The 22,469-nt window shown below is 72.1% G+C and carries 21 protein-coding genes; 12 read left to right on the top strand and 9 right to left on the bottom strand.

Going from position 1 to position 22,469, the window contains the following annotated elements; all coding sequences use genetic code 11:
• Window positions 1–526 precede the first annotated feature (526 nt).
• The 9 genes from rpmH (at window position 527) to A6035_RS17360 (ending at window position 6,979) form a co-directional block, all read left to right on the top strand.
• Window positions 527–670, top strand: coding sequence for a 50S ribosomal protein L34 (gene rpmH, locus A6035_RS17400; protein ID WP_007629603.1), 144 nt, complete (start codon window positions 527–529; stop codon window positions 668–670).
• A gap of 18 nt (window positions 671–688) precedes the next feature.
• Window positions 689–1,051, top strand: a complete 363-nt coding sequence (gene rnpA, locus A6035_RS17395; protein WP_108848969.1) for a ribonuclease P protein component — start codon at window positions 689–691, stop codon at window positions 1,049–1,051.
• Window positions 1,048–1,341, top strand: coding sequence for a membrane protein insertion efficiency factor YidD (gene yidD / locus A6035_RS17390; RefSeq protein ID WP_108848968.1), 294 nt, complete (start codon window positions 1,048–1,050; stop codon window positions 1,339–1,341). The genes rnpA and yidD overlap by 4 nt, the downstream gene beginning before the upstream one ends.
• Window positions 1,342–1,358: 17 nt before the next feature.
• Window positions 1,359–2,561, top strand: a complete 1,203-nt coding sequence (gene yidC / locus A6035_RS17385; protein ID WP_108848967.1) for a membrane protein insertase YidC — start codon at window positions 1,359–1,361, stop codon at window positions 2,559–2,561.
• A 128-nt stretch (window positions 2,562–2,689) separates the two neighbouring features.
• Window positions 2,690–3,178 (top strand): Jag family protein, encoded by a 489-nt coding sequence (locus tag A6035_RS17380; protein WP_108848966.1) that lies wholly within the window; start codon window positions 2,690–2,692, stop codon window positions 3,176–3,178.
• Window positions 3,179–3,313: 135 nt separating this feature from the next.
• A complete protein-coding gene (gene rsmG, locus A6035_RS17375; RefSeq protein WP_108848965.1) occupies window positions 3,314–4,033 on the top strand; it encodes a 16S rRNA (guanine(527)-N(7))-methyltransferase RsmG in 720 nt (239 codons plus the stop codon).
• Window positions 4,034–4,143: 110 nt separating this feature from the next.
• Entirely contained in the window at window positions 4,144–5,118 is a 975-nt protein-coding gene (locus A6035_RS17370; protein WP_108848964.1) for a ParA family protein, read from the top strand.
• On the top strand, window positions 5,115–6,290 hold the full coding sequence (locus A6035_RS17365; RefSeq protein ID WP_108848963.1) for a ParB/RepB/Spo0J family partition protein: 1,176 nt from the start codon (window positions 5,115–5,117) through the stop codon (window positions 6,288–6,290). Before A6035_RS17370 ends, A6035_RS17365 begins: the two co-directional genes overlap by 4 nt.
• Window positions 6,287–6,979 carry a hypothetical protein gene (locus tag A6035_RS17360; RefSeq protein ID WP_108848962.1) on the top strand — a complete coding sequence of 231 codons (693 nt, stop codon included), beginning with the start codon at window positions 6,287–6,289 and terminating at the stop codon, window positions 6,977–6,979. Before A6035_RS17365 ends, A6035_RS17360 begins: the two co-directional genes overlap by 4 nt.
• Window positions 6,980–7,052: 73 nt before the next feature.
• On the opposite strand, the gene A6035_RS17355 is transcribed toward A6035_RS17360, so the two are convergent.
• From A6035_RS17355 to A6035_RS17315, 9 genes are all read right to left on the bottom strand, one after another.
• Window positions 7,053–8,243: an N-acetylmuramoyl-L-alanine amidase gene (locus tag A6035_RS17355; RefSeq protein WP_108848961.1), complete on the bottom strand. Its 1,191-nt coding sequence runs from the start codon at window positions 8,241–8,243 to the stop codon at window positions 7,053–7,055.
• A gap of 128 nt (window positions 8,244–8,371) precedes the next feature.
• Window positions 8,372–8,716, bottom strand: coding sequence for a thioredoxin (gene trxA / locus A6035_RS17350; protein ID WP_108848960.1), 345 nt, complete (start codon window positions 8,714–8,716; stop codon window positions 8,372–8,374).
• A 39-nt stretch (window positions 8,717–8,755) separates the two neighbouring features.
• Window positions 8,756–9,688, bottom strand: a complete 933-nt coding sequence (gene trxB / locus A6035_RS17345) for a thioredoxin-disulfide reductase (RefSeq protein ID WP_108848959.1) — start codon at window positions 9,686–9,688, stop codon at window positions 8,756–8,758.
• Between the two features lie 132 nt (window positions 9,689–9,820).
• Entirely contained in the window at window positions 9,821–10,438 is a 618-nt protein-coding gene (gene sigM / locus A6035_RS17340; RefSeq protein ID WP_108848958.1) for an RNA polymerase sigma factor SigM, read from the bottom strand.
• Between the two features lie 127 nt (window positions 10,439–10,565).
• Window positions 10,566–12,239 (bottom strand): protein kinase family protein, encoded by a 1,674-nt coding sequence (locus A6035_RS17335; RefSeq protein WP_108848957.1) that lies wholly within the window; start codon window positions 12,237–12,239, stop codon window positions 10,566–10,568.
• Between the two features lie 86 nt (window positions 12,240–12,325).
• A complete protein-coding gene (gene murJ / locus A6035_RS17330) occupies window positions 12,326–14,203 on the bottom strand; it encodes a murein biosynthesis integral membrane protein MurJ (RefSeq protein ID WP_108848956.1) in 1,878 nt (625 codons plus the stop codon).
• Window positions 14,200–16,863 (bottom strand): hypothetical protein, encoded by a 2,664-nt coding sequence (locus A6035_RS17325; protein WP_244192479.1) that lies wholly within the window; start codon window positions 16,861–16,863, stop codon window positions 14,200–14,202. Before A6035_RS17325 ends, murJ begins: the two co-directional genes overlap by 4 nt.
• Window positions 16,860–18,158: an NUDIX hydrolase gene (locus tag A6035_RS18925; protein ID WP_244192478.1), complete on the bottom strand. Its 1,299-nt coding sequence runs from the start codon at window positions 18,156–18,158 to the stop codon at window positions 16,860–16,862. The genes A6035_RS17325 and A6035_RS18925 overlap by 4 nt, the downstream gene beginning before the upstream one ends.
• 69 nt (window positions 18,159–18,227) lie before the next feature.
• A complete protein-coding gene (locus A6035_RS17315) occupies window positions 18,228–18,599 on the bottom strand; it encodes an alpha/beta hydrolase (protein WP_162534019.1) in 372 nt (123 codons plus the stop codon).
• Window positions 18,600–18,998: 399 nt separating this feature from the next.
• Between A6035_RS17315 and A6035_RS17310 the strand changes: the two genes are divergently transcribed.
• The 3 genes from A6035_RS17310 (at window position 18,999) to A6035_RS17300 (ending at window position 22,357) form a co-directional block, all read left to right on the top strand.
• Entirely contained in the window at window positions 18,999–19,331 is a 333-nt protein-coding gene (locus tag A6035_RS17310; protein ID WP_108848954.1) for a putative quinol monooxygenase, read from the top strand.
• Window positions 19,332–19,526: 195 nt separating this feature from the next.
• Window positions 19,527–21,080 carry a CCA tRNA nucleotidyltransferase gene (locus A6035_RS17305; protein WP_200836304.1) on the top strand — a complete coding sequence of 518 codons (1,554 nt, stop codon included), beginning with the start codon at window positions 19,527–19,529 and terminating at the stop codon, window positions 21,078–21,080.
• Window positions 21,077–22,357 (top strand): glycosyltransferase 87 family protein, encoded by a 1,281-nt coding sequence (locus A6035_RS17300; RefSeq protein ID WP_108848953.1) that lies wholly within the window; start codon window positions 21,077–21,079, stop codon window positions 22,355–22,357. The genes A6035_RS17305 and A6035_RS17300 overlap by 4 nt, the downstream gene beginning before the upstream one ends.
• The last annotated feature ends 112 nt before the right edge of the window (window positions 22,358–22,469 follow it).

Below are 22,469 nucleotides of genomic sequence, written 5' to 3'. Positions count from 1 at the left end.
TCTCCTCTCGTCAGCGTGTCGGGCGATCCCGGTGGGCCGGGGGGCCGGCCAGGCCGGACACCACACTCTATCCACAGCCTCCGACGCAGGTCCACTGAGGTATCCACATGGTTGTCCACAGCTGTGGAAAGACAGACTTCTCCCGTGGACGGTGCGTAGGTGGAGGATGGGCGGCGAGGGATCGGTGGTACTGGTTCGGATCTGCGGTTATGTACAGCCTGGGGGCGTGTTGGTGAATGACCGTAACAACACGTCCCAGCCAGGGGCAACCCTCAAGATCGACTGGAGGCCGGAAGTCAAGCGTCGCGGCCGTGGGCGTGTCGAGATGGCCTGCGAAGTGGTGACGGTGGGACAAATGGGATTACACGGTTTGGTGGTCGGCGCGTCGTCCGCGTAATCTTGAACAGTCTGTCGTGCGCCCGCGGGCGCACGGCGCGTCGTGGTGCCGCCGACCCCGGTGATTCGACGACGTCTCGTACTCGAACAGGCGCTGGTCACGGCGCCGACTTCACGTGAGGAGCCAACCATGGCCAAGGGCAAGCGGACTTTCCAGCCGAACAACCGTCGTCGTGCCAAGGTGCACGGTTTCCGTCTCCGGATGCGCACGCGCGCCGGCCGTGGCATCGTCGGCGCCCGTCGTCGCAAGGGCCGCGCCTCGCTGACGGCCTGATCCCGGCCGGGGTGGCGCGTGCTTCCCAGGTCGCACCGGCTCCACCGTTCCGCTGATTTCGCGACGGTGGTGCGTAAGGGTGCCAGGAAGGGCCGCCGCACCATGGTCGTACACGCCCACGTGGACTCCGCGGATGTCCGCGTGGGCGGTCCGCGTTTCGGGCTCGTCGTGAGCAAAGCCGTCGGGGACTCGGTGACACGCCACCGGGTCAGCCGGCGGCTTCGTCATATCGCAGCCGAGGTGCTGGCGGACGTCGACCCAGACCTCATGGTCGTCGTGCGAGCGAACCCGGCGTCGGCGACGGCCCCTCATGCGGATCTGGTGCGGGATATGAGAACCGGGTTGGCCGCTGCGGCGGCACGGGCGCGGGGGGCCTCGTGACCCGGGCCCGTCCGGGACCCGTGGCGCGGGTCCTGCTGTGGATGCTGGACTTCTACCAGAAGGGCATCTCGCCGCTCACCCCGCCGAGTTGCCGCTTCGAGCCGACCTGCAGCGCGTACGCCGTCGAGGCGGTGCGCGTCCACGGCGCGTGGTACGGCACCTGGCTCTCGGTGCGGCGACTGTTGCGCTGCGGCCCGTGGACGCCGGGCGGGTGGGACCCGGTCCCGGAGCCACGGGCGCCGGATCCACCGGACGAGCATGATGCGCACGACCACAATTCACGAACGTAGCTAGGACTCACACACCCATGTCGTTCATCACCAACCCGCTGGTCTATTACCCGATCTCCGGGATCCTCTGGTTCTGGCACAAGATCTTCGCGTTCCTCGGGGGGCTGCTCCCCTGGGTCGAGGCGCCGGACTCCAACGGCGTCATCTGGGCGCTGTCGGTGATCTTCCTCGTCGTCACGCTGCGCGCGTTGCTCTTCTGGCCGGCGGCCAAGCAGATCCGCTTCTCCCGCAAGATGCAGGAGCTGCAGCCCAAGATGAAGGAGCTGCAGAAGCGGTACAAGAACGACCGCGAGAAGCTCGCCGTCGAGACCCGCAAGATGCAGAAGCAGGAGGGTTTCAACCCGCTGCTGGGCTGTCTGCCCATGCTCATCCAGATCCCCGTGTTCCTGGGCCTGTTCCACGTGCTGCGCTCGTTCAACCGGATGGGTGAGCAGTTCGGCGCACTGGGGATGACGGCCGAGGAGACGCGCAACACGGGCAACTACGTGTTCAACGCGGACGAGGTCCAGAGCTTCCTCGATGCCCGCCTGTTCGGTGCCCCGCTGTCGTCGTTCATCTCCCAGCCGGTCGAGCAGTTCCAGGCCTTCGTCGAGCCGGGCGCCGCGCTCGACTTCGCCCGCTGGAACATCATCCTCGTCGCCGTCCCGCTGATGATCATCTCGGCGGTCACGACCCACTTCAACGCACGTGTGTCGCTGTCGCGTCAGTCGCCGGAGGCGGCGGCGAACCCGCAGGCGAAGATCATGAACCAGCTGATGCTGTGGGCGTTCCCCATCGGCATCCTGGTGACCGGCGCGTTCTGGCCGATGGCGATCCTCGTCTACATGGTGACCAACAACCTGTGGACCCTGGGCCAGCAGTACTTCCTCTACGAGAGGATGGCCAAGGAGGACGACGCCGCCGCGCTGGTGCGCCGTGAGGAGCAGAAGGCGCTCGCCCCGCGCGTCGGTGTGAAGCCGGTCAACCCGAAGAAGGCCCGTGGTGGCGGGGCGACCGCCGCGTCGGGCACCGCCGTGGCCACCGCGCCCACCGTGGGAGCGGATGAGGTGAAGAGGGACGACGACGAGGTGGTCCCGCCGAAGGCCGCTCCCGCCTCGCCCGCGCCGAGCGGGCCCCGCCCGGGGCAGCGACCCCAGGCGCCGGGCGGACAGCGGAGTAGGCCGGCTCAGAAGGCCTCCGGATCGCGGCCCAAGAACAAGAAGAAGAAAAAGAAGCGGTGACCCGGTAGGGCACTCAACTGGACAAGGTCCCCGATGCTCCGGCGTCGGGGACCTTGTCCCATACTTGGGGTAGATACTCGTCGGCTCATGCGGGTGCGGCGATCGGCGGTCACGACGGAGGCGGGTCCATGTCCAAGAGGAGCATCGAGGTGTCCGAGGAACGATTGGTCGAGGAGGGCGAGGTGGCCGGTGACTATCTCGAGCAGTTCCTCGACATCCTGGACTTCGACGGGGACATCGACCTCGATGTCGAGGGCGACCGCGCCGTCGTGAGCATCGTCGGTGGCGACGATCTCGACACGCTCGTGGGGCCCGATGGCGCGGTGCTCGATGCGATCCAGGAACTGACCCGTCTGGCCGTCCAGCAGGAGCTGGGCGACCGCAGTCGACTGATGCTGGACATCGCCGGGTGGCGTGAGGCCAAGCGAGAGGCGTTGACCGATGCCGGTCGTGTCGCCGCCCAACGTGTGCTCGAGTCCGGGGAGTCGGAGGAGATGGAGCCGATGACGCCGTTCGAGCGGAAGATCATCCATGACGCCATCGCGGAGATCGACGGCGTCACCTCGGACTCGACCGGGGTCGAGCCGAACCGCCGGGTGGTCGTCCTGCCGGAGTGACCGGCCCTCACGCGACAGGGGGTGCGAGTCGAGCGGCTCGCACCCCTGGCGCGTGTCTGGCAGAGAATGACATCGATGTGGTTTCGATGTTTCACGTGAAACCGGGCCCGGGCCCGATCGAGGGAGCGAAACGTCATGACCGACGACACGACATACGAAACGACACGTGACAGCGCCGGTCCCGCGGTACCGGCCGGCGCCGCCGGCGTGTTCGGCGAGCGTCTCCCGCTGGCGATCCGGTACGTCGAGTTCCTCGGCACCGCGGGATTGGAGCGGGGTTTGATGGGGCCGCGGGAGCGTCCTCGTCTGTGGGATCGTCACGTTCTCAACTCGGCTGCGGCCGCGTCTGCCCTCGGGGTCGGGGAGGCCATCGTGGACATCGGCAGCGGCGCCGGCCTGCCGGGGATCCCGTTGGCCCTCGCCCGACCGGATCTCCGGCTGACGCTCGTGGAGCCCCTGTTGCGCCGCGTCACCTTCCTGGAGGAGATTATCGACGAGCTGGGGATCGAGGTCCGGGTGGTGCGCGGCCGCGCGGAGGAGAAGGGCATCATCGCGACGGCGGGAGATGCCGACGTCGTGACGTCCCGTGCGGTGGCGCCGCTGGCCAAGCTAGCCGGGTGGTCCGCTCCCCTTCTCCGTGTCGGCGGGCGCATGGTCGCGCTGAAGGGTGAGTCCGCGGCAGACGAGGTCGAACGGGATCGCGCGGCACTCGCCAAGCTCGATTTCGACGGGCTTCGCGTCGAGACCGTGGCCGCCCCCGATGCCGAACCGACGAGGCTGGTGATCGGCACCCTGGCGACTAGGATGGGACACCGTGGCTCGCGATCTCGCGGGGGAGGACGCCGCGGTCGGTGACCGGCCCGGGCATCCGGCCCGGGATCGTGTCGGTTTCACGTGAAACGCTGACTCCACGGGCAGCGGATGCTGCGCCGCCGGTGTCCATGATGGAAGTCGAAAGGTGACGGATGTCCGACGACGAGACCCCGATTTTCGCGGCTGCGAGGCAGGCGAACGAGGTGCTCCACGGGGATGCCCCCGCACTCCCCCGGCCTGAGACGCCGCGCATCATCACGATCGCCAACCAGAAGGGCGGCGTCGGGAAGACGACGTCCACCGTGAATCTCGCCGCCGCTCTTGCTCTCGGCGGACTGGGTGTCCTCGTCATCGACATGGATCCCCAGGGCAATGCCAGCACGGCGCTCGGCGTGGACCACCGCGAGGGGACGCCGTCGAGCTACGAGCTGCTGATGTGGGAGGCCTCGATCGAGGACCTCATGCAGAAAAGCCCCCATGCCGAGCGGCTGTACTGCATCCCCGCGACCATCGATCTCGCGGGCTCGGAGATCGAGCTCGTCGGCCTGCCCCACAGGGAGCGGCGTCTGGCCGAGGTCCTCCACCCGGACGACCTCCGGCTGCTCGGCATCGACTACGTCTTCCTCGACTGCCCGCCCTCCCTGGGCCTGCTCACCGTGAACGCGATGGTGGCCGCGAGCGAGGTGCTCATCCCCATCCAGTGCGAGTACTACGCACTCGAGGGCGTGGGGCAGCTGCTGCGCAACGTCGAGCTGATCCAGCAGCACCTCAACACCGAGCTCGAGATCTCGACGATCATGCTCACGATGTACGACGGCCGGACGAAGCTGGCCGAGCAGGTCGCGGGTGAAGTACGGAACCACTTCGGCGACACCGTGCTACGGACTGTCATCCCCCGGAGCGTGAAGGTGTCGGAGGCGCCGGGATTCGGGATGACCATCCTCCAGTACGACGCGGGATCACGAGGTGCCCTGGCCTACCTCGACGCGGCCCGCGAGATCAACGGCAGGGGCGTCAACGGTCGTGGCGTGAGCGGCCGGGGCGTCGATACGACGACGGACGAGTTGGTGGGCACCCCCGCCCCCGGCACTAGCGCGGACGAGACGCGTCCGGAGGAGAATCGATGAGTCAGCAACGCAAGGGTGGTCTCGGACGCGGTCTGGCGGCCCTGATCCCCACGGGACCCGGCGACGGACCGCGGCTCGGTAGCGATGCGGCCGACGTGATCCTGGGCCCCCGCGCGGGCGGCCCTCGCACCTCTCCCCCGCGCCCCCGTCGCCCTTCGACGGATCCCGCGGCGCCGGCGGATTCCTCCGCCGAGGGCCCGCAGGCCGCCGCAGACAGCGCCGGGTCGTCGACGTCCGGCGCAAGTGCGGACCGTGTCCGGGACCCTGTTTCACGTGAAACGCCGGCCCGTGATAGCGGCGACCGTTCGGACGAGGTTTCACGTGAAACCGCCGATCTGGTCGACCCGGGGGCGGTCTATCGGGAGATCTCGCCGACCGACATCGACCCCAACCCCAAGCAGCCGCGGACGTACTTCGACGAGGAGGCGCTCGCCGAGCTCGCGCACTCCGTGAAGGAGTTCGGCCTGCTGCAGCCGATCGTCGTCCGTGAGATGTCCGGCGGCCGGTATCAGCTCATCATGGGTGAGCGTCGCTGGCGCGCGAGCCAGCGGGCCGAGCTGGCGACGATCCCCGCGATCGTCCGCCAGACGGAGGACGAGGACCTCCTCCGCGACGCGCTGCTCGAGAACATCCACCGGGTGCAGCTCAATCCGCTGGAGGAGGCAGCCGCGTACCAGCAGCTGCTCGACGAGTTCCACGTGACACAGTCCGAGCTCGCCAACCGGATCGGGCGGTCCAGGCCCGCCATCACCAACAGCATCCGACTCCTCCAGCTCCCCACCGCGGTCCAGCGCAGGGTCGCCGCCGGCGTCTTGTCCGCAGGGCACGCCCGCGCGCTCCTCGGACTCGAGGCGGGCGCCGCCGCGCAGGACGAGCTCGCCGCCAGGATCGTCGCCGAGGGCTTGTCGGTGCGCGCCACGGAAGAGATCGTCACCCTCGCCAACCGTGACGCCGGTGAGGCCTCGGACAAGCCGAAGCCCGCCCCCCGCGGTCGTCGGAAGGACCCCGAGCTCGAGGCGGTGGCCGGAAGACTGTCCGACCGCTTCGAGACGTCGGTATCGGTGACGATGGGGCGCCGGAAGGGCCGCATCACGATCGACGTCGGGGACGCAGACGATCTGGCCCGTGTCCTCGCTCTACTCGAGGGCGGGTCAACCGGTACGACCCGATGATCTCGATTCGTTCGTTGGACCTGTCCGCCGTGGACCATCTCGGCCCGCGGGCGCGGCGTTGCATCTATTGGCAGACGGACGGCGATTCGACGAGTGGCACCCCCGGGGATCCGGAGTTCGAGAAGGAGGCGTGGATCTCCCACGTCTCGCTCGAGTGGGGCGTGTGCGGACAGATCGCACGGGCCGCCGACCGGCCCGCGGCGGCGGCCTTCTACGCGCCTCCCGGGATGATCCCTCGGGCGTCATGCTTCCCGACTTCGCCGGTCGGCGCCGACGCGATCCTCCTGGCGGGTATGAGCGTCGAGGGCAGCGCGCCCGCCGGGGTGCTCACCTCGCTCCTCGATGCCGTGGTCGTTGACCTCCGGAGCCGCGGAATCAAGGCAATCGAGGCGTTCGGGGTGACGTCCGAGAATACGGGCGAGATAGCGTCACGTGACGGGTGCGGCGCGGACTCGTGCGTGCCGGCGACGAGCTTCCTCATCGAGCACGGATTCACCATCATCGCGCCGCACGAGACCCACCCGAGGCTCCGCCTCGACATCCAGAGCGAGCACCTGTGGAAGGCGGACGTCGAGCGCGCGCTCGATCAGCTGTTCGCGGAGCGGGGCTTCGCCACCCGTCGGCTAGGCGTGCTGTCTGGGGCGTCGGCCCGGGCGCAGGCGGCCCGGAGCCGGGCGCCGCGGTACTGAGCGCCACCTCGCTGAGAGCCGCGGGGGCTGAGCGCCCCAGCGCGGTGTGCGTGTGTGGGTCGAGCCGCCGGGCTCAGCTTCGCTGGCGCTGCTCGTAGTCGATGAGATCGTCGACGGACATCGACCCGGTGGGGTGATCGTCCTCGTCGAGCAGGTAGAGGCGCTTGACGCCCACGAGGATCGAATCGATGATCGTGTCCTGCGCGTTCCGGTCCCCCAGGATGGCGAGGTCGCCGGCGTTGTGGGCGTACCCGAGGTAGATCTGCACGGACGGCATACGGGTCATCCGCAGGAGTGGCCAGCTGCGGCCGTGCGTGCGGCAGTCGCGCAGTTCGGTGCGGCTGACGATCTCCCGCTGGATGAACCCCGACAGGGCCTCGCCGAGCATGGACTCCGCGCCCAGCGAGTTACCGAAGTAGAAGGTCGCGACCCCGTTGCCCACCGGGTTGGGGTGGCGGTCGAGCCGCAGGGAGATGATGAGGTCGGCGTTGAACGCGTTGGCGATCTCCGCGCGCTCGGGATCGGTGGGGATCATCGCCTCGGGCCGCGAGAGGAAGACCTCCACGCCGGCCTGGTTCATGCGCTCGGAGAGGCGGCGGGTGATGTCCCACAGGAGCTCGGCGTCCGTGATGGTCCCGTACGGCGTCTCGATGCGGATCGGGTTCTCGGAACCGCTGGGGCCGGGGTCGAGCACGATGCGCTTCCCGGCGAGCATCGGCCCGGACGTGCGGGCGCGCTCCTTCTCCACGAGGGACGCCACATCGCCGCCCTTGAAGAGGGTTGAGAAGCGGTTGATGGTGTCGAGGGTCTCGGCGCCCACCACGCCGTCGGCGTCGAGGGCGCAGTCCCGCTGGAAGTCGGTGACCGCCGCGTGGGTGAGGGCACCGAAGGTCCCGTCGACGAGCCCCGCGTAGAACCCGAGCTCTCCGAGACGCCGCTGGAGCTGGGCGACGTCGTCCCCGGCCATCGGCTTGGAGACGAGATAGCTTAGGTCCCGGGTCCCCAGGACGTGGCTGGCGTCGTCGAGCGCGGCCTGGGTGGCCGGGCCCACGATTCCGTCGGAGATCAGCCCACGGGCCTGCTGGAAGGCCAGAACGGCCGTCTCCAGATCGGCGTCGAACACCGCATCGGTCCGGGCGAGGATCGAGCCGGTCTCCGGCTCGGTGATCCCGACCGAATCGATGTTGTGCAGCAGACCCATCCCCGCGAGGGTGGCCCGGATCGCGGCCACCTCGGGCCCACGGTCACCACGCCTCCACGCCATGGGGCTCCTCCCGCTCTCCTCGAGTTACGTACCCGCATGAACTTACCGCGTCGCCCTCCTGAATGCCGTCTCCGCGCCGGGCGGCGGGGGACCGCTCAGGGGGCTCTCAGACGCACTCGGAGAGACGCTCAGGAACCCAGGATGTCGCCCAGCTCCGAGCGCAGGGCCGACTTGGACTTGGCGCCGGTGAGGCGCTTGACGGGCTGGCCCTCGGAGAACAGCAGGAGCGCGGGGATCGCCGTGATCTGGTACTCGGCGGCGAGCTCCTGGTTGGCCTCGACGTCCACCTTGGCGACGGTGAGCTTGTCGCACTCGGCGCCCGCGAGCTCGTTGAGGACCGGGGCCATCATCGTGCACGGACGGCACCAGGTGGCCCAGAAGTCCACGAGCACCGGCTTGGAGGCGCTGGCGGCGAGGACGGCGTCGGCGAAGTCGGCCTCGGTGACGTCGACGATGTTAGGGGTGTCGGCCATGCTGGCGGTCCTTTCGGTGGAGGTGTGGGTGGCTGGGGGTCAGGCCTGCTCGGCGAGCCAGCGCTCGGCGTCGATCGACGCGGAGCAGCCGGAACCGGCGGCGGTGATGGCCTGGCGGTAGCGCTTGTCGACGAGGTCGCCGCAGGCGAAGACGCCGGGGATGGACGTGGCGGTGGTCTGTCCGGTGAGGACGTACCCGTCCTCGTCGACCTCGACCTGGTCGCGCACGAGCTCCGAACGCGGGTCGTGGCCGATGGCGACGAACATGGCGGCGGCCTCGATCTCGCTGGTCTCGCCGGTGATCGTGTTGCGCAGGCACAGCTTCTCGACCGATCCGGTCGATCCGGCCACGACCTCGTCCACGGTGGTGTCGAGGATGAAGGAGATCTTCTCGTTCTCCCGCGCCCGCTCGACCATGATCTTCGACGCGCGGAACTCCTCGCGGCGGTGGACGATCGTCACCGACGAGCCGAACTTGGTGAGGAAGGTCGCCTCCTCCATCGCCGAGTCGCCGCCGCCGACCACCACGATCGGCTTGTCGCGGAAGAAGAAGCCGTCGCAGGTGGCGCACGAGCTCACACCGCGGCCGAGGTACTCCTGCTCCCCCGGGACGCCGAGGTAGCGGGCGGCGGCACCCATCGCGAGGATGACGGCGCGGGCGCGGTGCTCCTCCTCGCCGACGCGGACGATCTTCACGTCGCCGGCCAGGTCCAGCGACGTCACGTCCTCCATCCGGAGGTCGGCACCGAACCGCTCGGCCTGCTCACGCATCTGCATCATGAGGTCCGGGCCCATCATGCCCTCGGCGAAGCCCGGGAAGTTCTCCACCTCCGTGGTGGTCATGAGCGCACCGCCGAACTGGGACCCCTCGAAGACCACCGGCTTGAGCTCGGCCCGCGCGGAGTAGATGGCGGCGGTGTACCCGGCCGGGCCGGATCCGACGATGATGACGTCGTGGACGGTCTCGCTCATGAGTTCTCTGGGCTCCTCGGGGTGGGCGGTCGATGGGAGAGTGACGGACCTGCACCCCCGTGTCAGGCCTCCTCACAAGGCCTCAACACCCGGGTGGTCCGGCTTGTTCCCCCAGTGTCCCCGGTCTCCCCCTCACGCGGTGAGGGTGACCCCCTCGAGGAGGACGGCGAGCTTGGCGCGGCCGCGCGCGCACCGGCTCTTGATGGTGCCCGGGGCGACGTTGAGCAGGTGGCTGGCCTCGGCCACGGTGCACCGCAACATGTCGACGACGACGACGGCGTCGCGCTGATCGTCGGGCAGTCCCGCCAGCGCCTCGGCGACGATGATCGCGTAGGCGGGATCCTGGTGGAAGTGGTCGCGCAGGGTGATCTGCTCGTGCAGTGACGGGGTGAGCTGCGTGTGGGTGCGCAGGCGTTGGGCGCGCATCTTGTCCAGGCACGCGTTGACCACGATCCGGTAGAGCCATCCCTGGACGGGGCAGGCGTGCGTGAACGTGTCCGCCTTGCGGTACGCCGAGACGAGCGCCTCCTGGAGGGCCTCCGCGGCGTCATCACGGTTGAACGACGTCCGGATGGCCAGCCGCCACAGGTAGTCGTAGTGGCGGCGGGCGAGCGCGGAGAACGCGTCCGGATCGCCGGCGACGTGCGCGTCGATCAGCTCGGCGTCCGTCAGCGGTGACTCCGCCCGCAGGGGCGCACGCGTCGTCGCCGGGGCGGGGGTGACGATGGCACCGGTGTTCACGGGCGTCACGGTAACCCGGTGCGTCAGCCGGTGGGGGTGTCACCTCGGCGCCGGAGGGGACGGCGGGCGCGGGAAGGCGGGTGCGGAACGGACGGCGGGATGACGAGGCGGGCGCGGGGCGAGACGGCCGGTGGAGTCAGCGGGCGAGCTCGACCTCGGTGATCTCGGCGTCGTAGGCCTCGGCCCCGGACGTACCGAGCCGGGTGATCCACACGAGGAGATATTGCGACTCCTCGGGTTCGTCGATCGTCACGGTCGCCTCGCCGCCCCGGACGGTGCCCGTACCGAGCCGGGTGGTCTCGTCCAGGGAGGTCGGCGTCGCGGTGGACGCCGAGCGCACCTCGAAGCGCACGTCGTCGTCCTCGGAGTGCAGGACGACCCGCCGTACCTCCTGCTCGTCGTCGAGGGTGAACATCAGCCCGATGCCCGGTTTGTAGGCCGACGGCGCGTCACCGATCTGCGCGCGGTAGGTGTCGCTCGACCAGGAGGTGGACCGGTCACCGTCGGCCACGTTCGGCGCGCTCGCCGAGTTCTCCGCCGTGCCGGCCGAGGACGCCGGCTGCCAGGTCGTCACGGTCGAGACCTCGACCGGGATGTCCGGGGTGTCCTGCTCGTTCTCCTCGGCGTCCGCGTCGGTGCCGGCCGGGTCCTCCGGCGCGGGCTCGGTGGTCTGGGACGCCCGGCTGGCCTGGGCGGCCCGCTCGATCGCGTCGAGTTGTTGGGACAGCGGCGTGTCGTTGCTCGTGCCGCCGAAGCCGCCGAGCAACCACGTGAGGACCAGCACGATCACCACGACCGCCGCGGCGGAGGTGCCGGCCATGATCTGCCAGCGTCGCTTCTGCGTCTCCGGGTCCGGCTCGGAGTACGACGCGCCGTAGGTCCCCGAGTACGGCACCGCCGCGTACGCCGCGCCCGCTGCGGGACCCTCTACGGCACCCGCGGCGGACGGGCCACCCGCCGTGTCGGGGCCCACGGGGCGGGTGACACGGGCGGCGCGCACCGGCCCGCCGACGCGGTCGGCGACCATGGACCTCACGGTGGCCGCCGAGCTCACCGACGACCCGTCGAGCGTCCGCATCGCCAGCACCGCGGACTCGGGCGAGACCCCGGAACCGACCACTGTGGGATCGAGGACCTCGTCGTCGTCGCCCCTCGGGGCCTCCCCCGGCCGCCCGTCGGCCGGATCGTGCCGGTCGGACCCGTCGGGCAGGGACAGCGGCCACGCCCCGGTGAGCAGCGCGTAGAGCACCGCGCCGAGCCCCTGCACGTCGGCGCGTACGTCCGCGCCCTCGCGCACGCCGGGGAAGGACAGGACGGCGCGCCCGTCCTCGGTGAGGCGGACCCGGTCCGGAGAGTCCAGCCCGAGGGCGAGGCCGGCCTCTTCGGCGCGGGTCGCGGCGTCGGACAGGCCCCACACCGCACCCACGGCGGAGTCCGGGTCCGGCTCCGCGGCGGCGGCGGCGAGACTGCGGCCCGGGATCCACTCGGTGACCACGATGCCGCCCGCGCGGCCGCGGATGACGTCGAGCACGCGCGCGAGGCCGTCAGAGTAGACGGATGTCAGGGCGACGGTCCGGTCGAGGACCCCGCTCGCCGAACCCGGGGGCTGCTCGCCGGGCAGGGGGTCGACGAAGGTGAGGGCGACGAACCTGCCGAGGCGCCGGTCGCGGGCCTTCCAGAAGGCCTGTCCGGCGACGCCGCCGCAGGACTCGAGCAGCTCGTACCGGCCACCGGAGACGAGGCCGCCGACGGTCAGGCGGGGCGGAGTCGGCGAAGCGGGGCCCGCTCCGGTCCCGGTCTGATCGCCCACCCGCTGTCCTCCTCGCCTGGTGCGCCGGCCTCCCGTCGGCCGCTCGTGACCTCTCGAGTGTACGTACCGCCCGCCCGGGGAATCGACTATCGCCTCAGACGCCCCATGAGGCCGCGGAGAACGGGGGTGATGGAGTCCAGTTCCGGCAGACGGGATCTCGACAGGACCAGCCCGGTGACCGTGAGGGTGAGGACACCGGCGACCCCCGCGCGGAGCACGTAGCCGATGCTGCCGACGGCGTCGGTGAGCGCGTCCATCGGCAGGACCGTGTCCACCGCGAGGGCGACCAGGGCGCCGGCGACCGAGGCGCCGAGCGTCCACGCGGCGGACCGGAGGGTCTCCCGGCCGCGCAACGACCCGAGCTTCGAGCGGAGCAGGACGTACCCGGCCACGGCGCCGACGACCCACCCGAGGCCGTTGGCCAGGGCCAGGCCGATCACCACGTGCGAACGCTCGTCGGCGACCGCGGGGACGAGGAGCGACAGGATGACCCGGACGACGGTGATCGCGAGGATCATCACCGTGGGCGTCCAGTAGTCCTCGCGGGCGTAGAAGACGCGCTGCTGCAGCAGAACGATCGCGTAGGGCACCAGGGTGAAGGCGCCGGCGGCCACGGTGAGGCCGAGGACCCGGGCGCTGTCGGCGTCGAAGTTGCCGTAGCGGAACAGGCCTGTGGCGATGGTCGGCCCGAACGCGGTCATGAAGGCGATGATCGGCAGGAGGCCGAACAGGGACAGTCGGGTGCCCAGCGAGATGTCGCGCACGACCGCGTCGTTCCGACCGGCGACGCCGTTGTCCGCGAGGCGGGGGTTGATCGCCGTGAGCAGCGTGACGCCGATGATTCCGTACGGGACCTGCAGCAGGAGCCAGTATGTCTGGTAGATGGCGATCGCGGCCTCGTCGGCGGCGGCGCCGATGCGGTTGGTCATGACCAGACCGACCTGCGAGATGAGCACGTACGTCACACCGGCCAGCGCGTGCCCGCCGAACTGCTTGATCCGCGGGTCCAGCCCCCACTGCGGGCGCAGGTCGACACCGGCGCGGCGCAGCGCGGGGACGAGCACGGCGGCCTGGACGACCACGCCGAGCGTCGTGCCCAGGCCCAGCAGCAGGATCGGGCCGCTGAGCAGGTTGACCGGTGCCGCCGGGTCGATGCCGCTGCCCACCACCGCGAACAGGGCGAGGGTGGCGATCGCGACGACGTTGTTCCACACCGGCGCCCACGCGCCGGGTCGGAAGACGCCGTTGTAGTTGAGCACCGCCAGCATCACGGAGAACACGCCGTAGAAGAAGATCTGCGGCAGCAGGAGGAACGCGAACGCGGTGGCCAGGTCGGTGTTGACCTCGCCGTCGCCGAGGTTGAGTTCGGTGAGCAGTGGCGCGCACGCCACGGCGAGCACCGTCGCTCCGAGCGCGAGCGCCGAGGTGACTGTGAGCAGGCGGCGGATGAACGACACGCCCCCGTCCGCGTCCTCCTGCGCCGCCTTGGCCAGCAGCGGCATGAACATGGCCGTGAGCACCGACCCCAGCACGAGCTCGGTGATCATGTTGGGCAGCGTGTTGGCGGTGTTGAACGCCGACGCGACCGCGGGGCCCAGCACGGTGAGGATGAGGATCATCCGCACGAACCCGGTGATGCGGCTCGCGAGGTTGGCCACCGCCATCGAGCCCGTCGACCGCATCACGGACGCGTCGGACGAGTCGCGCGTGCGGCCCCCGGTCCCGCCCCCGACGCCGGGCTCCGCGGACCCGTCCGTGGACGTGCCGGTCGCCGGGGCCGCCGCACTCACGGAGGCGGCCGTCATCGCGGGGGCCGGGATCGCGTCGGGGACGAACGAGTCGGCGACCGGCGGAGGCGACGCCGGGCCGGGCAGCACGCAGCTGCCCGACTCACGCCGCCTGGCCCTGAGGCCGGGATCCGGTCTGCGCAGTTCGGGTCCGGTGGACCCCTGCTCGTCGTTCACGGTCGGTGCCCTTCGTCCGCGGGGTCGAGGATGCCCCGACGGTAGCGCAGGTACCGCCGGCCCCCGAGGACGAGGGCGAGCGCCGCCGCGGCCAACGCGAACGCCTGCGCGACCGGGTAACCGCCGGTCTGGACGGACAGTTCCACCGGCTCCGACAGCGGCCGGCCGTCGGGTCCGGTGAGCATGAAGGTCACGGCGTGCCGGGTGCCGCCCTCGGCGTCGGACTGGGTGGGCACCTGCAGGGTGCGCGATCCGCTCGCCGGGATCGGGACGACCCCCACCGGGTCGACCCGGATGTCCTCCGGGGCGGTCACCGTCACGCCGACGCGGACCGGGAACGGCAGGGCGTTGCGCGTCACGAGCAGGAGCGGGCTGTTGGGGCTGGCCATCGTGAAGACGCTGCCCGGCGGCAGGAGGTCGACGCGGTCGAGGGAGGCGGTCACCGTCTCCTCGAGCCGGTCGAGTCGCGCGGCGGACCGGGCCAGCGCGGCCTCGCCGGTCCCGGATCCGGGGACCACACCGTCGCCCCCGGCGCGCCGCCCGGTCTCCGAGAGGACCCGCAGGGCGTCGGTGACCATCGGGTCGAGGTGGTCCTGGGCGCCCGCGGAGGTCGGATCGGAGGTGTCGACCAACGAGCGGAGCGTGCCGACGGCATCGAGGGCGGCGGCGATGCGACGGTCCGCCCCGGCGGGGTCGGGCGCACCGGGGTCGACCGCGCCCGTCGGGTCCGGGGCGAGGCTCCCGTCGGGGACGGTCATGGGGCCGGTGAGGCGCTCGGCGAGCGGGAGCGCCCTCATTCGGCCGGCCGCCAGCTGGGCGCCGAGGGACTCGAGCAGGGAGCCGGCGGACTCCCCGTCGACGGTCCACACCTGCGGCGGAACGGCGAGGACGCCCTGGGCGGCCGCCGCGGTGTCCCCCGGGCCGGCGGCGCCACCGGGGACGGCCCCGGCCGCGGTGCCCGGAGCGCCGGCCGCGCCGGTGCCGTCGCCCGCCGCGTCGATCGCGTCCACCACCGGTGCCAGCAGAGCCGCGCGGGCGTCCTGGAGACGGGCCGCCGGCGAGTCGGCCGTGAGCCAGTACCGGGTGGCCGGGTCCGAGTAGCGCGGGTTCTCGGGCACGTCGCCGGTCGCGGCCAGGGCCGAGCCGATAGTCGCGGAGTAGGTCAGCGCGCGCCCCGCCTCCGTACCGGCCAGGCCCACGACCCCGGGCGGCGGCACGAGTCCGGTGTCGGTGCGGGTGGACGGCGCGGCCACCACGGCGCTACCCGCGGCACCGCCCTGCGGGGCGAGGGCCTCGGCGGTGCCCGGCGCCAGAGTGCCCGAGGCGGGCACGAGAACGTCGGGGACGGGCGCCACCCCGAGGATCCGTTCGACGGAGCCCGCGTTGTCCAGCGCTGCACGCGTGAGGTCCGTGGACCCCACCGCCGCGACGGACTCGAGACCCGCCTGGGCGGCCGGCAGGCTCACCACGCACGCGCCGTCGGCCAGGGCGCGCAGCTCGTCCAACCAGCGCGTGGCGTCCGCGGCCACGGCTTCCGGATCGGCCGGGCGCGTGGTGGTCCCGCCGGCCCCGGAGTCGTCCTCGCCACCACCGCGGGCCCTACCGCCCCGCGCGGCGGAGTCGCCCGCGCGATCGGGACCGGTGTCGTCGGAGATCACCACGGTGCGGCCGCCCGCGATCTCGGACACGGTCCCCAGCAGCGCCGGATCCACTGCCAGACACGTCGAACTCCGCAGCTCCTGCCCGCCGGGACCGTCGAACGCCTCGTCGGCCGCGCGGACCAGACCGGTGAGACGACCGGACCCCGACAGCTCGCGGAGGAGGGAATCGTCGGTCAGCATCACCACGGGATCGGGTCCCTCGACACCGGGCACCGCCGCGACCCGCGTCGGAGACGAGGCCAGCGGCCACAGCACGGTCAGCGGGACCGGCGCCGGGCCCGGCTCGTCCGCCGGCGCGGGGTCGACCACCTCGTCGTCGTCGACCCCCGGCACGGTCGCCGGACGCGGCGCCTCGAGCACCGGCAACAGGGTGCGGGCGTCGTCGAGGCGCGCGGGGGATCCGCCCGCGGGTGTGCCGTTGACGTTGACGAGCAGCGGGTAGACGCCGGGCTCGGTGAGCTGCAGGTCGGGGCCCGGATCGCCCGGCACGGCGCGCGCGGGCATCGAGACGCGGTACGGCACCGACGCGCCCGGCGGCACGGCCTCGGCCACGCGCACGAACTCGCCGCGCACCCCGAACGACGGTTCCGACCACACCAGCGGTTCGCGCACCGACTCGGCGTCAGCGGCCCGCGGCCCGCGCTGCAGGCGCACGTCGACCGCCTCCAGCGGGGTGTCGCCGACGTTGGTGATGGTCCCCGACACCGTGACGACCGGGACCCCGGCCTCGGTGCCGACCGCGGCCCCTCCCCCGCCCCCGGCGACGCCAGGGTCGTGCGCGCCGTCGAGGACGCGCGGGGTGAGCTCATCGATGCTGATCCTGGCCAGTGCGGGGGCCGGGTTGGGGATGTAGCCGGCGGCCGAGGCCTCCTCGGGGGTGATCGTGCGGGCCGCGGCCGCGCCCCACCCGACGCCCCAGCCCGGTCCGATCGCCAGTGCCGCGCACAGCGCCGTCGGGACGACCGCCCGGACTACGCGCCCAACCGGCCGCCCGATCACGGCCCTGACTCCTCCGGGGTGTCGTCGCGGGGCGCCGCTGCGGAACCACGGGCGCCGGTGCGGCGGACCGGCGTCGGACCGTCGGCGCGGCGGGACGGGTCCACCACCTGCGCGTCGGCGGGCGGCGGGTTGTCGCCGGCGACCTCGGCGTGGACGAGCTGCGGCAACAGGGTGCGGGCGGCCTCGACCAGCCGCCGCTCGTCCGGGTAGGCCAGGCGGCGGGGCAGGTCGTCGAAAGGCACCCACGCGACCTCGGTGATCTCGGGGTCCTCGTCGCACAGCTCGCCGTGGTCGTAGCGGATGAGGTGGTGGTGGACGGTCTTGTGGATGCGCCGGCCCTCGGCCACGAACCAGTAGTCGATGGTGCCCAGCGCCGCCAGGACCGTGCCGTCGACGCCGGTCTCCTCGAGCACCTCGCGCCGGGCCGTCTCCTCGACGGTCTCACCCGGCTCGATGTGCCCCTTGGGCATCGACCACAGCATGCGCCCCCGCCGGTCGAGGCGACCGATGAGCGCGACCTCGAGTCGGGACAGGTCGGGTTGGGGCCCGCTCGCCGCGCGCTCGAGGCCGCGCACGACCAGCCCGCCGGCCGAGGTCTCCAGCACGGTCTTGAGGCGCTGGCCACCCCGGGGATGGCGCGCTCCCCCGCGGCCGCCGCGGGCGTTCTTGGCGCCACCCTTGCCGCCCTGGGCGCCGGGTTTGGACGCCGCCTTGGCACCGGTCTTGGGCGCGTTCTTGGCGGCCGCCTTGCCGCCGGCCTTGGACCCGCCCTTGCCGCCGGCCTTCCCGGGCGGTGCCGTGCGGGTGGTGTTGGCCGAGGCCGCCTGTCCCCCACCGGATCTGGACCGGTTGGAGGTGCGTGGGTGGCGGGGCGCCTGGCGTGAGGTCGCGCCGGCGGTGCCGTCGCCGGACTTCACGGTGTGGGTGGCGTCGGCGCTCTGCTGCTTCTGGGCCTCGGCCGCGCGGCCCTGTCCCCGGCCGCCGCGCCGTCCGCGGCCGCCGCGACGACGTCGCCGGCCCTGGCGGGGCTGTCCGTCATCGGGCGCGCCGGACTGTCCCCCCTGGGTGGCCTTCGGCCCGGACGCGCCACCGGCGCCGCCCGAGGGGTTCTGGCCGGCTGACTTCTGGGCGTCGCCCTGTCCGGAGCGCTGCCCGTCGGAGCCCTTCGCGCCGCCCCGATCCGGGCGCTGACCTGCGGAATCGCGGCCGGCCGAGCCGGGGCCGGCGGGCCGACGCGCACGACGACGCCGCGGCGCGTTGGCGCGCGGGTCGGCGGGACGATCGGCTTCGGACACCCATCGATGCTACCGGCCGGGGGTGACTTGACCGGAATCCACGGCGTGCCGTCGCCGGACCGCGCGGGCTCAGGCCCCGAGCGCCGGTCCGACGACGCGCCACGAGTCGCGCAGCTCGCGGGAGAACAGGCCGAAAGTGTGCGCGCCGCTGGCGTAGCGGTCGTAGGTGAACGGCACGCCACCGACCCGCAGCGCGGCGGCCATGTGGCGGGTCCCCAGGTCCGCGGCGAGCTCGGTGGGGGCGCCGATCGCGAGGGTCGCCGAGCCGGGCTCCGCGGCGTCGTCGGGGCCGGGGTTGCCCGGCGCGGAGGCCAGGTACAGGGCGGTGTCGCGGAGTCGCTCGACGTCGTGCGACGGGTCGTTGGCCAGCCACGCCGGGTCGCCGGGGGCGCCCCAGGCGTTGTGGACGTTGCCGCCGCCGCGGGCGACCATCGCCGTCATGGCGGCGCGGCCGAGCGGCGTGGAGACCCCGGGGCACCCGGACAGGGACGCGGCGGCCGCGTAGGGGACGTGGTCGGCGGGCGGCGGGGCGGGGCGGTGGTGAAGCCCAGGGCGGTGGAGGTGTCGACGCCGCCGGAGGACTGGACGCCGGCGGCCGGAAGGCCGGGCGGCTGCGCGCCCGCGAGAGGAGCGGTGCCGCCGCTCGGGACGGGCGCCGCGGCGAGGGCGACGGCGACGGCCGGCGCGACTGCGACGCGTGGGCGGCGGTGACCGCTCAGAGGGTGACGACGACGAGACGCGCCCGTCACTTTAAGTCACTCCTGTCACGGAACACAGGGTGTCTGGGCGGGCGTCACGTGCGGCGGGACCGGCGGCATGGACGCGGCTAGAGTCCGCTGTATGAGCTCTGGCCCGCCCGCGCACGCCCTGGTCCTGCGACACCGGGCCAAGCCGGGGCGTCGCGAGGAGCTGATCGAGGTGTGGCGCCGGCACATGCCCGAGGCGGTGCAGGCCAACGACGGGCACCGCGCCTACGTCCTGTGCGCCTCGTACGTCGACCCGGACGTGATGGTGGTGTTCCAGCACTACCGGGACGCGGCCGCCGCGCAGGAGTTCCTCGGCAACCCGGCCTACCTGCGGTATCTCGAGGAGTCGGGGGACCTGCTGAGCGGGCCGCCGGAGGTCGAGGCGGTCGAGCCGCTGTGGTCCAAGGCGGTCGTGGCGGACGACTGAGACCCGCGGCGGGTCGAGTGGACGGACGGCGGGCGGCGGCGTCGCAGCACATTCCGGGGCGGTCGCGCCGCTTCTCCGCCCGTCAGGGGGATGTCGGGCCCACTCGGTAAAGTCAGCGCCGTGACAGCCCGCAGACCGACCTCCGATCGCAGCACCGCCGGCGATCGTGCCGCCTCCGACCGACACGATGCCGCGGTGTTCTCGGGTCTGCAGGACGGCCCGGGCGCCAGGCCCGATCCCGCGGAGGTCGAGGCCCGCAGGGTCAGGCTGCTGGCAGGCGCCCAGACCACCCTCAACCAGCTCGCCGACGTGCTGTCCCCGCTGGCCGCCGCGTTCGGTGAGGCCGGGCACGAGCTGTACCTCGTGGGCGGCAGCGTCCGCGACGCCGTGCTCGGGCGTCTTGGGACGGACCTGGACTTCACGACCGACGCCCGCCCGGAGGCGGTCCGGGGGATCCTCGACCGTTATGCGGACGCGGTGTGGGACACGGGGATCGAGTTCGGCACCCTGTCCGCCGTCAAGCGGGACGGCGACGGGATCGAGCAGCAGATCGAGATCACGACCTTCCGCGCGGACTCCTACGACGGGGTGACCCGCAACCCCGAGGTCGTCTACGGGGACACGCTGTCCGGCGACCTGGTGCGGCGCGACTTCACCGTCAACGCCATGGCGGTGCGTCTGCACTCGGACGGCCGGCACGAGTTCGTCGACCCGCTGAACGGGATGGACGCGCTGCTGGCCGGCGTGCTCGACACCCCGGCCGCGCCCGAGCAGTCCTTCGCCGACGACCCGCTGCGCATGCTGCGGGCGTGCCGGTTCGTCTCCCAGCTGGGCTTCACCCTCGCGCCGCGCGTGTTTCGGGCGATGACGGAGATGACCGCGGAGATCGACCGCATCACCGCGGAGCGCGTGCGGGCCGAGCTCGACAAGACCATCCTCGGCGACTACCCGATCGACGGTATCAACATGCTGTGCGAGACCGGCCTGGCCGACCACGTGCTGCCCGAGGTGCCCGGCATGAAGCTCGAGCGAGACGAGCACATGCAGCACAAGGACGTCTACTGGCATTCGCTGACCGTGCTCAAGCAGGCCATCGACCTCGAGCCGGAGGGTCCCGACCTCGTCCTGCGCTGGGCGGCGCTGCTGCACGACATCGGCAAGCCGGCCACCCGCGCGCCCAAGCCCGGCGGCGGCGTGACGTTCCACCACCACGAGGTGGTGGGCGCCAAAATGGTCCGCAAGCGCATGCGGGCCCTGAAGTACCCCAAGCAGATGATCGAGGACGTCTCGGGACTGGTGTTCCTGCACCTGCGCTTCCACGGGTACGGCGAGGGCCAGTGGACCGACTCGGCCGTGCGCCGCTACGTCTCCGACGCAGGTCACCTGCTCCCCCGCCTGCACCGGCTCGTGCGCGCCGACTGCACCACCCGCAATAGACGCCGCGCGGCCAAGCTGCAGGCCAACTACGACTCGCTGGAGAGGCGGATCGCCGAGATCGAGGAGAAGGAGGACCTCGCCCGGGTCCGCCCCGACCTCGACGGCAACGAGATCATGACTCTGCTGGGCCTCAAGCCCGGGCCCGACGTCGGCCGCGCGTGGGCGTTCCTCAAGGAACTGCGCCTGGACCGCGGCCCGCTCGACCGGGACGAGGCCGAGGCCGAACTCCTCCGGTGGTGGGCCGCGCAGAAGGGCGGAGACCAGCCGACCGGGGGATCGGACACGGACCGGCAGAACGGCGACCCGGCGTGACCGGCGCAGCGGTCGACCGCTACCTCTCCTCGGCGGTCGGTCGCCTCGTAGTCGTCGTCCTCGCCGCCGCCGGCACGATGCTGCACACCGTCGGCATCCCCGGCCTGCAGCAGATCCCGCCGTACCGCATAGACCTCGACGTCTACCGCGTCGGCGGGCAGGTGTTCCGTGACGGCGGCGAGCTGTACGGCGAACTGCCGCAGCTCGCGCAGGGCGCGCACCTGCCGTTCACCTATCCCCCGTTGTCCGCGCAGATCTTCTCGCTGCTCACGCTGGTCCCGCTGCCGGTGGCGTCCGCGCTCGTCACGCTGGCGACCATCGCGGTGTTGGCGCTCGTGGTGCAGCTGGTGCTCACGCGCACGTGCGAGCGGCCGGCGCGGGAGCTGTGGTGGCTCACGGCCGCCGTCATGGTGGTGGCGCTGTGGTTCGGCCCGGTCCGCGAGACGATCGGGTTCGGGCAGGTCAACGTGTTCCTCATGGCGCTCGTGCTGGTCGACGTCATCCTCGGCCGCGGGCGGTGGTGGGGCGGCACGCTCACCGGGCTCGCGATGGCCATCAAGCTCACGCCCGCGGTGTTCCTGCTGTACTTCTTCCTGCGGCGGGACTGGCGGGGCCTGGCCACGGCGGTGGTGTCGGCGCTGGCGTTCACCGGCCTCGGCCACCTGCTCGCGCCCGACGACTCCGCCCGCTACTGGAGCTTCGCCATCCGCGATCCCGAGCGGATCGGCGGCCTGGCGTTCACCTCCAACCAGTCGGTCAACGGCGTCGTCTACCGGCTCGGCCTCGAGGACACCGCCGCGTCGGTCGTGTGGTTCGTCGTGGCCGCGACGATCGGGCTGGGGATCGCGTGGTTCGCGTGGCGTCTGCTGCGGTCCGGCCAGGAGGTCGCCGCGGCGGTCGCGGTGGGTCACGTCGCGCTGTTCTGCTCGCCCGTGTCGTGGGGCCACCACTGGGTGTGGGCGGTGCCGGCGGTCGTGCTCGCGCTGGTGTGGGCCGAACGTGCGGGACGACGGGCTGACCTCGACGAGCGCCTCTGGCTGGGCATCGCCGCCAGCGGCGTGGTGATCTTCCTGGCGACTCCCCAGTGGTGGGTGCCGAACAGCGAGGACCGCGAGCTGGGCTGGAGCCCGGTCGAGCGCCTCGTCGGCAACGCCTACCTGATCTGGGCGCTGGTGTTCCTCGTGGTGCTCGGTGCGCGGGCGGCACGCCTGGGTCGGCCCGATCTGGGCGGCGACCCCCACCAGCCGGTGGTGCTGGACCGCGCGCTCGCCCGCTGACCGCACCTCCTCCGATCTGTCCGGCGGGAAGGCGTCAAGGGCTCAAGAAGGTCTGTGGACAACTCCGAGCACTCTCCACAGATCGGCCGGCGGCACTGGTCGGTCCGGTTCA

Source organism: Dietzia lutea (genome assembly GCF_003096075.1).
GTDB classification, from domain to species: domain Bacteria; phylum Actinomycetota; class Actinomycetes; order Mycobacteriales; family Mycobacteriaceae; genus Dietzia; species Dietzia lutea.
This window is presented reverse-complemented; position numbering and strand designations above follow the sequence as displayed.

Bases quoted from the DNA above. Each gene is read 5' to 3' on its own strand.
- yidC (WP_108848967.1), top strand. From the start codon at position 1,359: ATGTCGTTCATCACCAACCCGCTGGTCTATTACCCGATCTCCGGGATC.
- rsmG (WP_108848965.1), top strand. From the start codon at position 3,314: ATGACCGACGACACGACATACGAAACGACACGTGACAGCGCCGGTCCC.
- A6035_RS17315 (WP_162534019.1), bottom strand. From the start codon at position 18,599: ATGACGGCGATGGTCGCCCGCGGCGGCGGCAACGTCCACAACGCCTGG.
- trxB (WP_108848959.1), bottom strand. From the start codon at position 9,688: ATGAGCGAGACCGTCCACGACGTCATCATCGTCGGATCCGGCCCGGCC.
- A6035_RS17370 (WP_108848964.1), top strand. From the start codon at position 4,144: ATGTCCGACGACGAGACCCCGATTTTCGCGGCTGCGAGGCAGGCGAAC.
- A6035_RS17310 (WP_108848954.1), top strand. From the start codon at position 18,999: ATGAGCTCTGGCCCGCCCGCGCACGCCCTGGTCCTGCGACACCGGGCC.
- A6035_RS17355 (WP_108848961.1), bottom strand. From the start codon at position 8,243: ATGGCGTGGAGGCGTGGTGACCGTGGGCCCGAGGTGGCCGCGATCCGG.
- A6035_RS17360 (WP_108848962.1), top strand. From the start codon at position 6,287: ATGATCTCGATTCGTTCGTTGGACCTGTCCGCCGTGGACCATCTCGGC.
- A6035_RS17365 (WP_108848963.1), top strand. From the start codon at position 5,115: ATGAGTCAGCAACGCAAGGGTGGTCTCGGACGCGGTCTGGCGGCCCTG.
- rpmH (WP_007629603.1), top strand. From the start codon at position 527: ATGGCCAAGGGCAAGCGGACTTTCCAGCCGAACAACCGTCGTCGTGCC.
- trxA (WP_108848960.1), bottom strand. From the start codon at position 8,716: ATGGCCGACACCCCTAACATCGTCGACGTCACCGAGGCCGACTTCGCC.
- A6035_RS17380 (WP_108848966.1), top strand. From the start codon at position 2,690: ATGTCCAAGAGGAGCATCGAGGTGTCCGAGGAACGATTGGTCGAGGAG.